The sequence below is a fragment of the Pseudomonas sp. UMAB-40 genome, assembly GCF_900095275.1.
GTDB classification, from domain to species: Bacteria; Pseudomonadota; Gammaproteobacteria; order Pseudomonadales; family Pseudomonadaceae; genus Aquipseudomonas; species Aquipseudomonas mandelii_B.
In genome coordinates this window covers 157,254-170,829 of the sequence record NZ_LT607555.1, presented here as the reverse complement: position 1 = coordinate 170,829, position 13,576 = coordinate 157,254, and the positions used below count along the sequence as shown (strand labels likewise).

Genomic DNA, 13,576 nt, shown 5'->3' with positions numbered 1-13,576 from the left:
CGTATCTATCACCTGAGCCGACGTCAGCCAGGCGGCGGTTGAATGGCTATCGATGCTGTTGCCACACCTTGACGTAGTCGACGCGGAAGGTAGAGGGCAGGTCAGCATCGTCGACCACGCCGAACCACTGCCACATGGCCTCACTGTCAAACACAACCTGCATCGGGAAGAAGAAATGGTTGTTTTTCGATTCTCTGACCAGCACGCCATCGACGTACCAACGCAGGGTGTCGGGCTGCCAGTCGAAGCCGTAGACATGGAAGGTCTCGGCCAGGCGCCAGGGACTGATCCAGACGCTGCCATCGGCAATATGCTCGGTACTTTGCGGCGTGGCCCACAGGTGGGCGTTCATGTTGTACGAACGGTCTAACGCTGCGTTTTTGGTCTTACCGCCGATTTCGAAGATGTCGATCTCGGTGGCGTTGTCCGCCATGCCCGTCCACGCGAGCCAGAAGGCGCTGGAACCTGCCGAGTTCATCGGTTTGGCGCGCGCCTCGTAATAACCGTAGAACCCACGTTCATTAGTCCGGACCATCGCCGAGGTGTAGTCCTTGAAGCCGAGCTGCACGTACTTCTGCGGCAAGGTTTCCTTGCGAAAAACAATGTTCAGGTTGCCATTGTGGACGCTGGCATTGGCCGGGGTGAAAAGTGCCGGTTTGCGTCCGAGCGACTCGTTCCCTATGGCGTTGTTGACGTGCCAGCGTTCGAGATCGAGGGTGGTGCCATTGAAGTCGTCGGACAGTTTCGTGTCGAGCACCCACTGGCCGGCATTGACCTGATCGGACAGTGGCAGATCGGGGTTGGTCTGGGCCGGCAATCGGCCCAGCGGTCCGACACGGGTCCAGGTATCGGCCAGTTTGGGAATGGCAACGGACCATTTATCCGCCAGGTACTGAAATGCGCGCTGGCGTTCTGCGAGGGAGGCAAACGCACGGTCGTACACCAGCACTTCCGCGATGTCGCCGCGAAAGTTGTCGGCATTGCCGACCACATTGCGTCCGACGGCATATGGACCAATCGGCACATCGTAAAGCTCCAGGACGGAGACGGTCGGCGCATACGCGGTGGTCTGTTGCAGGCTGATGGCGAAGTTCGGCAACACGTTATCGTTATTGGCGGTTTGCGGGCGTGAGCTGAACAACCGTTGCCAGGGATCGGCCTCGGCGTGTTCGGGCAATCGACGGGACACAATCAATACCGTCACAGGGCCTTTGGCGCTGCGGATGGTTTTACCCAGAAACGCCGCCACGCCACTGAAGCGCACGACCGAATGACCATTCAGCGCGTTTGCCATCCGCTGTGGCTGCGAGGCGGCATCGTCTACGGTGGCGTGATGGGACTCGCCGGATTTGTCGTTCCAGTGCTGGACACGGTTCTGCGCATACAGGGTCATTGATGATGCATCGGCCGCATCCAGCCACAGCACCAGCCCGGTGGTGGGTACACCGGGGGGTGCTTGTGCTGCGTTGCAAACCATCGAGACCGACAGCAGCAGGGCCGCCACAGAGGCATTAAACACCTGAATCACTTCACGGCACTCAGCACTGGCATTTCGAATGAAGACTGATATCCCTGCGGATTACACGACTGCCACCGCCAGGTATCGACAATCATCTGTTGAAGATCGCGTTGCGCGGTCCAGCCCAGTTCCCGCCCGGCCTTGCCAGGGTCGGCCCAGCATTTGGCGATGTCACCTTCGCGTCGCGGTGCGAAGCGGTAGGGAATGGTGATGCCGGTGATGTCCTCGAAACTCTGGATGATCTGCAGCACGCTGTAGCCAATGCCAGTGCCCAGGTTCCAGAAGTTGATGCCGCTGTGATGCTGCAACACCTCAAGCGCCTTGAGGTGCCCGATGGCAAGGTCGACCACGTGGATGTAGTCGCGCACACACGTCCCGTCCACGGTCGGGTAGTCGCACCCGTACACCGTGAGTTCGGGCATCCGCCCGATCGCCACCTGCGTCAGGCACGGCAACAGATTGTTGGGTCGACCTCTGGGGTCTTCGCCGATCATCCCGCTTTCGTGCGCGCCAATCGGATTGAAGTAGCGCAATAACCCGATGCTCCAGCGCGGATCGGAGTGGCACAGATCGGTGAGTAACTCCTCGATCATGAGCTTGGTGCGTCCATAAGGATTGACCGGTTTGCCGGTGCCGAAATCTTCGGCAATCGGCGTGCGTGTGGGCTCGCCGTACACCGTGGCCGATGAGCTGAACACCAGCTGGAACACGTTATTGCGCGCCATCGCCCGGCACAGGTTAAGCGTGCCGGCGACATTGTTGGCGTAGTAGTCCAGTGGCTTGCGCACGCTTTCTTCTACGGATTTGAGGCTGGCAAAGTGCACCACGGCATCAATGTCGTAGCGGCTGAAGATATCGTCGAGCAGGATCTCGTCGCGAATATCGCCAGTGATGAAATCGACCCGGGTGTGGGTCAGCAACTCAAGACGCGCGATGCACTCTCGACAGCTGTTACACAGGTTGTCGAGCACCAGCACATTGTGCCCGGCGTTGATGAGCGCCAACGCGGTATGGGAGCCGATGTAACCGGCCCCGCCAGTAATCAACGTAGTTTTGCGCATGGTGAGGTCTCCTGTCTCAGGTATTGAATTCAGCGAGCGGTGAACACCGATTTGAATTCTTGCGGCCAGCGCGGGTGCATGACGCTATACGCCACGGCATAGCTCAGCGCGCCAACCACGATGTTGCCGATCAGGTGCAGAGAGCCGTGCAAACCCAGCTGCGGTGAAACAAACAGGACGGTCGCGGCCATGACGACCGAGGCAATCACGCTGCGGTAACTGGAGTCGAAGAACCGCTGCCAGCCGTAACCGATGGCCTCGATGAGCCCGCGGATTTGCAGCGGCGTGATGATCAGCATTCGCGCCAGCAGAGCAAGGGCCGCAGCCATGCCGCCATACAGGTTGCCGAGGGTGTAGACCAGCGCCAGCGCGAGAACGGTGGTTGCCACTTCAGCCTTGATCGTGAGGTGGCTGCGGTTGACCGCCACCAGGGCAGTCGTGGCGTACATGGCGGTGTTGCCAATGGCCGCCGTGCAGGCCAGCACTTGCAGCAGGGGAATGGCGTCGGTCCACTTGGCGCCGAATATCAACGGGATGAGGTCGTTTGCCGTGAGCGCGATCCCAATGAACAGAGGCGTCAACAGAAATCCGCTCACGGCGGTTGAATCGCCAATGATCCCCAGGAGTCGCAACGGCTCTGCGCTGCGCCGGGCGAATGCCGGCAGCGCATAGCTCAGCAGGCCGTTGTAAATCGCAGTGCGCGGCAGCTCGATGATGCGCATGGCCATGTTGAACATCCCGACCGCGTTGGCGCCGGCCGTTATCCCGAGCACCACGTTGACCCCGCGCTGAAGTGTTTGTGAGCTCAGTGCGTTGATGGCAACCGGTGCGCCGGATTTCAACAGTTCGCGCAAGACCGGACCATCGATATGGAAGGCAATGCGGCGCCGGTCTCCGAGCATCAACACGATGATGGACACCAGTTCCATGATCACAGCCTGGGCAATCACCGCCCATGCTCCCAGACCCCAGAGTGCGACAGCAATGCCGGCAACGCCGCCAAACACCTTGCCCATCAACGTGCGTGACGCCAGCATCTTGAAGTTGCCGTTGCGGCGCATCTGCGCCACGTAGACGCGCGCCATCATGGTGAAGAGGATTTTCACCGAGGCCACAGCCGTCATCCATTGCAGCACCGGGTCGGGCGTGTACAGCATCACTGCGCCCGAGATGGCGACGATGGACCCCAGGCTGACGAGCACCGCCGCCCAGAAGGCCGTGGTGATGTGTTTGTCCTCCAGGCGTTCGAGTCGTACCAGCGGGTCTTCCAGAACTGATGAGTACACCAGGCCGATCAACTCGACGATGGCAATGATGACCGTGCCCACACCCAGTTCCGCCGGCGACAGCAGCCTGGCATACACGACAAACGTAATCATGGACAGGAAGATCAGGCCGAATTTCTCGGTGAAGATCCACCCTAAGGTAATGAGGCGATGATTGGCCATGGGCGTGGGACCGGTTCAATGAGCGGTGGTTGACGCCGTTGCCTTGCGCAAGGTTCTGGCGCGGGCGTAGAGGTAGCGCAAGGTCGGTTTGCCGTTGGCGAAGATCAGTGCTTGCCAGGAGCACTCAAGCATTCGCCGGTACACGTCGAGCACCTCGGCGTGCTCGTCGCGTCGGGAAAAGGCATTGAGAAAGTCAGTGTGGTTGCCCAGCACGAAATCGATCCGTTGCTGCTTGCTGAGCTGCGCGCCATAGCGGGCCAGATACACCTCGATGAAACGGATCTTGTTCGGGTAATACTTCTTCGGCTGCGCGGTCATGTTGCCGCCGTTGACCGTGCGCTCCAGCAGCACCTGCGGCACCGTGTGGATCTCCCAGTGTTCGGCGATCCGGGTCCACATGTATCGGTCTTCGGAGTAACGCAGGCTGGCATCGAAGCCGCCGAGTTGCATGATCACGTCGCGCTTGACCAGCGCGGTGGAGACGCCATTGACGACGTTGGCGTGGATGAAATCGTAGAAATGCCGGCCGTTCTTGCGCCGGTTGTCCAGTTGCCGCCGGCCGTCGCTGTAATTGACCTGCGTGTAGCAGTCGATCAGCCCCACCGACCGTCCCTGACGACTGAGTTCGTCGTACAGGGCCAGTTGCAGCTCCAGCTTTTGTGGACGAAATTGGTCATCGGCATCGAGCATCGCCACAAACGTCTCTTCCGAGTGCCGCAATCCGTGGTTGCGGGCGCTGGCCTGGCCTTCGTTGGCTTGCTGCAACAGTGTCAGGCGAAACGGCGCCACGAAGTCTTTGACCCGTTGGGGGCCGTCATCGGTGGAGCCATCGTCGACAACGATCACGTGATCGGGCAGCCGGGTTTGCTCGACCAGGGACGTCAGCGTTTGCTCGATGCTGCCGGCGCCGTTGTACATCGGGATGACGACGCACACTGAATGCGCTAAAGGGGTGGTTTGGTCTGGCACGGGTGTTTCTCCTTTGATTACGCCTGGGCTGAATCGCGCGGAAATCCCCCGCCAGAAGGACGCTGGCGCAGGGGTGTCGGTGAGAATTCGGGGTAGGTCGCGTGGTGACGCCGAAAGGACAGGGCCAGGGTGCAGAACACCAGGAACTCGGCGGAGCGGTAGTTGGGAATCACGTAAGCCACATAATTGGTGACGACGAACAAGCCGATGATCACCAGGGCGCTGGCGCGAAACTGCGCCGCCTGGTTCGCCGTCACGGCGCGGTACTGTTTGAACAGCGCTTCGCCCAGCAGCAACGCCAGGGCAGTCAACTGGATGACTCCGCCGTTGAGGAGGGTCTCCATGTAGCCGCTGTGGGCGTTGCCGATGTAGCCCCAGCGAAGGATGAACGCATTGGCGTCGGGACTGGCCCAGAAGGCGCCGAAGCCGTACCCCTTGAGCCATTGTTGGTCGACAAAGGGCGCGAGCAGCTCCCAAATCATCGTGCGGTCCGTGAGTGACGGATCACGACCGGCGATCTCCAGCAGCCACGCAAGGTGGTTGTACAGCAGCAGGCAAACCAGCAGGAACACCAGCGTGCAACCGAAGAACAGCCACTGCGAGCGGTTGATATGCAGGCGGATCAGGGTGAGGAAATACCCGTAGCTCAACGTGCCGGAAAGAATCAATGCCACGCCGGTCGCCGACTGGGCGAGCAGGATGGCGATCAGCGAAAAAAACGAGCAGAAGAGCGCCCAGCGGTTGCGTTGGCGGATCATCGGCAGCAACAGCAGGATGGCGATCGCGTTGAGCCGTGCGCCGGCGTTCTTTTCGGCAAAAATCCCCTTGAATGCGCCGTCGCGAATGCCACCGGACAAGAACGCGACGCCCGGCATGACCACGGCGAGTATCAAGCCGATCAACGCCGCCACGCCGATGGCACAGCCGAGCATGAAGGTGATTTTTTCAAGGGGGTAGTTGTAGGCAATGAAACCGGCAAAAAACACCACGCTAAGCATTGCGATAAACCGCTTGAGGCTCAGCATCGGGTCTTGGGACCAGCCGATCGATGCGATGACACAGAGCATGAACACCAGCAGAAAGAAGTTGCTGCGGTAAAAGGTTTTGCTGAGGAACACCTTGTTGCGGATGAAGAAGAACAAAGGCACCAACAGTGTGACAAGGCCGCAGATCTGGTTGGCGACGTTGCCTTCGAGGTCTTTATCGATGTCGCCGAAGCTGGAGGCGCCACCCAGGCTGAGGACAAACGTGATCACCTGGATGTAGAACAGCACGCCAAACAAGGTGAAGCCATCGCGCAACGTCGAATACCTGATTTGCAGTGTGCTCATGATGATGGGCTCCCGAGCAACGCGGTGAGGTAGGTCTGCACCGCGCTGGCATTCATGAACCGGGTGGCCGCATCCAGACGGGAATGGCGTTGCAGGTCCCGCGGTGTGGAGAGTTGCAGGGCAACCGCCTGCGCCAGCGCGATCGGGTCGTCGACGGGGACGAGCGGTGCGACAAGGCCGCCGATGAGGATGTCCTGAGGACCATGGGGGCAGCGCGTCGCCACCACCGGTGTACCCGTGGACAAGGCCTCTACCAGGGCGTTGGGACTGCCCTCGAAACGTGACGACAACACAAAGCAATCCGCCGCGGCCACTTCTGCCAGAGGGTCGCAGGTGTAACCCGGCAGGTCGAAGCGATCCGCCACGCCCAGCGTCCGGGCCTGGTCCAGCAACTGCGCCCTGAGCGGGCCTTCGCCAAAAATGATCAAGCGGGCGTCGGGATCCGGCAACGCGGCGAACGCTGTAATCAAGGTGTCGAAGCCTTTTTGCGGCACCAGGCGGCCCACGGCGACAATCACCGAGCCGGATTTTTCCAGCAGCCAGCGGTGGCTTGGCGGCCCAGGTGACTTGTCGCGGAAGTCGTTATCGAGCACCGGGTTGTCGGCAATGGTCACGTCCTGGCGGCGCGCAAGGGTGGTATCGATCAGGTCCTGGGCGACACCGCGCGAGACGCAGATCACCGGGTTGGGAATGAGCCGATACAGCAGCGGCGCCACCAGGTACGCGACCCGCACCATGAAGTCGGGGTTAACGTGTTTGTCATGGGAAAACGCATTGCGTTCGCTGACGTGCAGCCGTGCCAGCGTGCCGGACAGCGCGGCCGCGGCGATCGCCACCACGTTAACGTGCGTGAGGGCCGCCAGTTGCGCGTCAAAGCGATTGGCGCGCAGAAATCGCGCGAGCGCCGGCACCGCTCGCGCGGTGCGTTGGCTTTGCAATTCAACTTTCTTGACACGCGGGTCGAGGTTCGCCGCATGCAGGCCGCCGCCGGTGAGCAGCAGCAAGGTCACGTCATTGCCAGCGTCCACCAGGGCACCGGCGAGGCGCGCCATCATTTTTTCAGCCCCGCCTGCGCTGAGGTCATGCAGGATAATCAGCAGCTTTTTCATTGGTTCCATACCTGGTAGTACGCTTGCGCGGCGTACTGGCTGGTGTACGGATGGATGGCGTCACTGAGCATTTTTGCGCTGGGTGCAACGCCGCTTTGTGCAGTCAGGCTTTGCAACATTCCCCGCGCCAACGCCGGTACGTCGTTGACGGCGACCAGTTGTCCCAGTCGACCGTTGTCCAGCAGCTCCCTGGGGCCGGTCTCGCAGTCGCATGCCAGCACGGGCGTGCCCAGCGCCAGCGCTTCGATCAGGACGGTCGGCATGCCTTCCTGAACGGAGCTCAGAATGAACAGCCGTGCGTGCCTCAGCAGTGGATAGGGGTTGCTCAGGAACCCGGTGAAATGCACCCGGTGCGTGATGCCCAGTCGGTGTGCCTGCGTGGTCAGTGCGTCGAGCAACGGACCGTCACCGACGATCACCAGATCCGGCAGTGCTTCACTGCGCAACGCCAGGGCGTAGGCATCCAGCAACAGATGAAACCCTTTAGGTTCCACCAGGCGGCCCAGGCTCAACCAATAGTCGCGGGGCAAATCGGCGGACAGCGGCGCTTGTGCGGCTTGAAGCAGTTGTTCGGTGACGACGGCATTGGGGCAATAGCGGATCCGTTGGCGACCCCAGGGCATCACGTCGACGAGTGACTGGCGCAAGGCGGTGGAAACCGTGACCACCTTGCCGTTACCGCAGAGGTACAACGTATAGAGCAGGCGCAGGCTTGAAGGGCCGGTTTTCTGTTCAGTGCAATCCAGTGCCGCGTGGCGGCTGTAAATGACTTTGCAAGGACGGCCCAAGGTGGCGAACCAGGCGCAGAGGTTGGCTTGCTCCTTGGCGGAAATCACGTGGGTGACGCCTTCACGGCGAATGAGCCGGCGCAACTGCACAATGGACCTGAGCAGGCCGGCGATGCCGTTGCCGCTGCCGAGCGTTTGCACACCCTCGGTGTCGGGCGTGTCTCCGTTCATGACGAAAAAACTCACGCGCTGGCCATCCTTGAGAAACTGCGCGGACAGCCGTTGCTGGACGCGCTCGACACCGCCGCCCACCTTGAAGTCCTTGAGAATAAACAGGATGTGCATGGTCATTCCTCCACGCTGATGGCGACTTTGCGTGACGCGATGAGCGCCAACAGGTGCACAAAATTGTTTGGGTAGTCGATGAGGTAGCGTTTGATCGTATGGGGCTCGCGATACATGCGATAAAACGCGCGCAGGTGCAGGCGATTGATCAGCGCCGGGTAATAGGCGCGCGTGGCCAGGGCTTCCTGGCGAATGAACCCGCCACAGGTGAAGGCGACACCGCGAAACCCCGCACGCAACGCGTCCTGCTCGAACTGCTCTTGCAGTCCGGCACCCAGACCCACGATCAGGATGTCCGCTTCGCTGCGGCAGATGTCGGCCCGAATGCCCTCGGCCTGGGACGCATTGAAGTAACCGTTGTGGTAACCGGCGAGGGTCAGCCGCGGGTAAAGGACCTTGATCTTGCTGACGAACAGTTCCAGCTCCACTTGCCGGGCCCCGACGAAGTACACGCGCTTGCCCTGTTGCTCGGCGCTGCGCAGTACAAGGTCGGCGATGGACGTGAAGTCAAAGCTGACCCGTCCAATCCTCCTGCCGGTCACACGCGACATGAAGGTCGACATCAGCATGCCGTCGCAAAAATAGACGACGGTGTTCGGGGGCTGCTCGAAAACGCGGCCGATGGACGCGAAGTTGATGAAGGAATAGGCCTGGTTGGCCTCCAGTAACTTCGTTGAGTATTGCCCGACTAATTCCAGCCTGATCATGGCGCCGCTCCTTTCAGATGACTGAGCGGGTTTGCCGGCCCACGGAGACGTAGGTAAAACCGCGTTTGCTCAACCGCTGCGGATCGAACAAGTTGCGCCCGTCAAAAATCAGCGGTTGCTTGAGCTGCCGGCCGAGCAAGTCGAAGTCCGGCGCTCGAAACGATTGCCACTCGGTGACGATGATCAAGGCGTCGGCATTTTTCAGGGCGGCCTCCTTGGTGCCGGCCAGGGTCAGGTCGTCGCGCGAACCGTAAATGCGCTGGGCTTCCTCCATGGCTTTGGGGTCGAACGCCTGGACGCTGGCGCCGGCGTGCCACAAGGCTTCCATCAGTACCCGGCTGGGGGCTTCGCGCATGTCGTCGGTGTTGGGTTTGAAGCTCAGCCCCCACAGGGCAAAGGTCTTGCCGCGAAGGGCACCGTCGAAGTGATTGAAAATCTTCGTGTACAGGCTGGCCTTCTGTTCGTGGTTGCGCGACTCGACGGCCTTGAGTAGCCGAGCGTCGATGTCGACGCTGGCGGCGGCTTGTATCAGCGCCTTCACGTCCTTGGGAAAGCACGACCCGCCGTAGCCCACACCCGGATAGATGAATTGATAACCGATGCGCGGATCAGAGCCGATGCCGTGTCTGACCATCTCGATATCGGCACCCAGTTTTTCGGCGAGGCAGGCCATTTCGTTCATGAAGCTGATCTTGGTTGCCAACATGCTGTTGGCGGCGTACTTGGTCAGTTCGGCGCTGCGCAGGTCCATGACGATGATCTTTTCGCGGTTGCGATTGAACGGTTCGTACAGTTCCCGCATGACCTCTTCGGCGTGCTGGCTGTCGGTGCCGATGATGATCCGGTCCGGGCGCATGCAGTCCTCGACCGCGCAGCCTTCCTTGAGAAATTCGGGGTTGGAGACCACGTCGAAGGTCATGTCGCAGCGACCGGTGTCGGCCAGCACCTGCTCGATGTGCGCACGCACCCGGTCACCGGTCCCGACGGGGACGGTGGATTTATCGACGATGATGTGATGCCGGTCCATGTTCAGCGCGATGGTTTGCGCAACGCTCAATACATGTTTGAGGTCTGCCGAGCCGTCTTCGTCCGGCGGTGTCCCCACGGCAATCAACAGCACATCGCCGTGGTGGACAGCGCTGGCGAGATCAGTGCCGAACCGCAGCCGTCCACTGTGGTAATTGCTGTGGACCAGGCTTTTCAGCCCCGGCTCGTAGAGCGGCAGCGTGCCGTCCTTCAGCGCCTGGACCTTATCGGCGTCGACATCCACACAGAGGACGTTATGGCCCACTTCCGCCAGCACGGCGCCTTGGACGAGGCCCACGTAACCAATACCAAATACGCTCACATTCATGATCAAACCTCAGGTCGGCGTGACAGTGATCAACGAGGGGGCAGGGGTCAGTAGATGTTTTTCGAGAACAGCGTGAAGGGGGTCTTGATGAGGATCTTGATGTCCAGCCACAGCGACCATTGGTTGATGTAGTTGAGGTCCTGGGCGACCCGCAGCTGCATCTTTTCCACCGTTTCGGTTTCGCCTCGATGCCCGGTGATCTGGGCCAACCCGGTAATCCCCGGTTTGAGGCGGTGACGGGCCATGTAGGCGCGCACTTTGCCGGTGTAGTAAAGGTTGTGGGTGACGGCATGCGGACGAGGGCCGACCAGGGCCATCTGGCCGAACAACACGTTGAACAATTGGGGGAGTTCGTCGATGGAACTGCGGCGCAGAAAGCGGCCAAACGGTGTGACACGGTCATCATCACGGGTGGCCTGGTGCACTTCGCGATCGTCGTGGAGGCGCATCGAACGAAATTTCCAGACCTTGATCACTTCGCCGTTGCAGCCGTGGCGATTTTGCTTGAACAGCACGGGACCGGCGGAGGTCAGCTTGACGGCGATCGCCACCATCAAGAGCACCGGACTGAGGACAATAATGGCCACGGCGGCCAGGCTGCGTTCGAACAGGTCTTTGCAAAACAGGCTGGCGGGATGGGAGCTGATCAGGCTTTCGTTGAGGTAGATGGCGGGCATCCGCTCGATTTCTGAGATCGAATGGTTGAGCAATACCATGCTGCCGAAATCCGGGATCCACACCACGTCGACATTCATGTCCAGCAGGTCGATGTACAGCGCTTCGATGGTGGCGGCATGCGTCATCGGCAGGACTATGTAGACGCGGCGCACGTCCAGGCGCGTGATGATTTCGCGGATCGCATCGACGTGGCCGAGCAGCGGCAGGATGCTGGGGGCCGGGCCGCTGTTGTCGGCTGCGGCGATGAAACCCATGACCAGCGCACGGTTTGGTCTGGAGAGTTTTTTCGCCAGTTCATGGGCGGTCGGGCAGGTGCCGATGATCACCGCACGACGCTCGTTGCAGACCATTCGCGAGTGCAGTCGTGCGAAGTAATGCAGGGGCAGAAACATCGCCGCCTGGGCGACAAAGCCCAGCACCGCCCAGACCATGATGACCTGGCGCGAGTAAATCGCGCTGGTCTGGGTGATGAAGGCAATGGCCGCCAGCACGGCCAGCAGGATCAGCCAGCCGGCCAGCAACCGACCGAGCCCGACCACCAGGCCGTGACGCTTGTGGTAAACCTGCATCACGCTGTAGATCGGCACCGAGCCGAGCACCGTCAGAACGATCAGGATGCGGTATTCGCTGGTGAGGCTGCCAACGCGCCAATACACGAGCAGCATCAGCAGCGAAGTCGCCAGCGTCAGTGCACACAACCACTGCCCCCAGAACGTCAGGCCTCGGCGGTGTGTCATGTGAGCGGTATAGAGAGGAGTCATGGGCTTGACCTCAAGGCAGAATTAATGCGTCAGCGCTGAAGGGCGCGCACGACGTGGCTCCCGCAGGCTTTTCCGTAGCTCGGCAGAGGTGAAGCAATGTGTGGTGATGGCAGAAAGAGTGTGTGAGGGGGCTTGCCCCGTCCGGCCTCGCCGCAGATTTTGTGGTGTCAGCGGGGGGCGAAGTCGTAGTTATAAAACGTCTTGGAATGGTGGTAGCCGTACTTGCGCGCCTTGCGCAGGTCTACCTGGTTGAGCACGGTGCCAAATACCGGCACATGGCTTTGCTGCAACATGGCAATGCCTCTCTGCACCTGACTGATCGGCGTGCTGTCGGCCTTGACCACATAGATCACCGCATCCGAATGCTTGGCCAGCAACAGTGCATCGCTGATCATTTCCGCTGGCGGTGAGTCGATAATGATGTGGCGGTAACGCGACTTCAGCGCCTCAAGCATGCGCGCCATGCGCGGCGAACTGAGCAGATCCTGCGGTGGAGGCTGGCGTGACGGGTTAAGCGATTCGGCGGGGGACGGCAGGCGCGGCGCGGTGAACAGATCCCGCGAAGGCGGCATGACCATGCCAGCCGGCAGCATGTCCAGATTGCCCACCGAAACGATGCAGTCTTCAAGCCTGGCGGTGCCCGCAATGACATTGGCCAGTCCCGGGCTGTCAGGCGGAATGTCGAAGTTCTGTGAAAGGGTCGGTTGGCGCATGTCAGCATCGATCAGCAGCACCCGCTCCAGCGAAGTGAGGGAACTGGCCAGGTTGGTGGCGATGGTGCTTTTACCCTCACCGGCAACGGTCGACGTCACGAGTACCACTTGCGACGGCATTTCACTGCTTTGCAACATCAGCCAGGTGCGCAGATTGCGAATGGTCTCGGAAAAGCGCGGGTTGTCGTTGTCTTCGAACAAGCGCGCCAGTTGCCGACGACTTTTCTTCATCACCAGCGGCACCACGCTGAGCAGAGGAATGTTAAGCGTGCTCTCAATCGTCTCGTCGGTTTTAAAGGTGTTACTCAGGCTGTCGAAGAGCAGCGCCAACGCGACGCCGATCACTGCAGCCACTAACCCGACGATCCCGACAATCAATGTTTTACGTGGCTTGCTCGCTTCCACTGGCACGATCGCCGGGTCGACGATGCGCACTTTGGTGGAGTCCATGTCGGCGGTGGCCGCGGTTTCCTTCAAGCGGGTGACGAAGGTTTCATACAGTGCACGGGTGCTGTCGACTTCCCGCTGGAACTCGCGCAACTGGAATTCCTTGCGGGCGATGTCCTGGATCTGCGCCTTGTTGCTGTTGAAGGATTGGCGCAACGAAGCTTCACTGGCTGAGGCCAGCTGGTATTGCCGTTCGATCCCGGCGACCACTTGCTGCACCTGCAATTGCAGGCTGGTGGTGGCGGCGCGCAATTCCGATTGCGCGGAAATCAGGCTCGGGTGTTTCGGGCCATAGCGTCCTGACAGCTCATCGACCTTGGCTTGCGCCTTGGCTCGGTCCGCCTGGAATTGCTGGACCAGCGGGTTACTCAAGACTGCCGGCACGCTGGAGAGTCGGCTCAGGTCG

The 13,576-nt window shown here is 60.6% G+C and carries 11 protein-coding genes; all 11 read right to left on the bottom strand.

The genetic code is table 11. The annotated features are described in order from the left end of the window. Positions 1-46: 46 nt before the first annotated feature. Complete coding sequence (locus tag K0F88_RS09030; RefSeq protein WP_257605212.1) at positions 47-1,519, bottom strand: family 16 glycosylhydrolase; 1,473 nt, start codon at positions 1,517-1,519, stop codon at positions 47-49. Positions 1,520-1,524: 5 nt separating this feature from the next. After that, positions 1,525-2,580, bottom strand: coding sequence for a UDP-glucose 4-epimerase GalE (gene galE / locus K0F88_RS09025; protein WP_219094867.1), 1,056 nt, complete (start codon positions 2,578-2,580; stop codon positions 1,525-1,527). Between the two features lie 29 nt (positions 2,581-2,609). Further along, entirely contained in the window at positions 2,610-4,028 is a 1,419-nt protein-coding gene (locus K0F88_RS09020; RefSeq protein WP_219094866.1) for an oligosaccharide flippase family protein, read from the bottom strand. A gap of 15 nt (positions 4,029-4,043) precedes the next feature. Then, positions 4,044-4,997 carry a glycosyltransferase family 2 protein gene (locus tag K0F88_RS09015; RefSeq protein WP_219094865.1) on the bottom strand — a complete coding sequence of 318 codons (954 nt, stop codon included), beginning with the start codon at positions 4,995-4,997 and terminating at the stop codon, positions 4,044-4,046. A 17-nt stretch (positions 4,998-5,014) separates the two neighbouring features. Beyond that, positions 5,015-6,328 carry an O-antigen ligase gene (locus tag K0F88_RS09010; protein WP_219094864.1) on the bottom strand — a complete coding sequence of 438 codons (1,314 nt, stop codon included), beginning with the start codon at positions 6,326-6,328 and terminating at the stop codon, positions 5,015-5,017. Beyond that, positions 6,325-7,437, bottom strand: a complete 1,113-nt coding sequence (locus K0F88_RS09005; protein WP_219094863.1) for a glycosyltransferase — start codon at positions 7,435-7,437, stop codon at positions 6,325-6,327. The genes K0F88_RS09010 and K0F88_RS09005 overlap by 4 nt, the downstream gene beginning before the upstream one ends. Continuing rightward, positions 7,434-8,510, bottom strand: a complete 1,077-nt coding sequence (locus K0F88_RS09000) for a glycosyltransferase (protein ID WP_219094862.1) — start codon at positions 8,508-8,510, stop codon at positions 7,434-7,436. The genes K0F88_RS09005 and K0F88_RS09000 overlap by 4 nt, the downstream gene beginning before the upstream one ends. A 2-nt stretch (positions 8,511-8,512) precedes the next feature. Next, the gene (locus tag K0F88_RS08995) at positions 8,513-9,217 is read right to left on the bottom strand and encodes a WecB/TagA/CpsF family glycosyltransferase (RefSeq protein ID WP_219094861.1); all 705 of its coding nucleotides are present in this window, start codon (positions 9,215-9,217) and stop codon (positions 8,513-8,515) included. Between the two features lie 13 nt (positions 9,218-9,230). Next, entirely contained in the window at positions 9,231-10,571 is a 1,341-nt protein-coding gene (locus K0F88_RS08990; RefSeq protein WP_219094860.1) for a UDP-glucose/GDP-mannose dehydrogenase family protein, read from the bottom strand. Between the two features lie 47 nt (positions 10,572-10,618). After that, positions 10,619-12,010 (bottom strand): undecaprenyl-phosphate glucose phosphotransferase, encoded by a 1,392-nt coding sequence (locus tag K0F88_RS08985; RefSeq protein WP_257605211.1) that lies wholly within the window; start codon positions 12,008-12,010, stop codon positions 10,619-10,621. A gap of 167 nt (positions 12,011-12,177) precedes the next feature. Further along, on the bottom strand, positions 12,178-13,576 hold a 1,399-nt coding region (locus K0F88_RS32290), incomplete at its 5' end, for a GNVR domain-containing protein (RefSeq protein WP_257605210.1).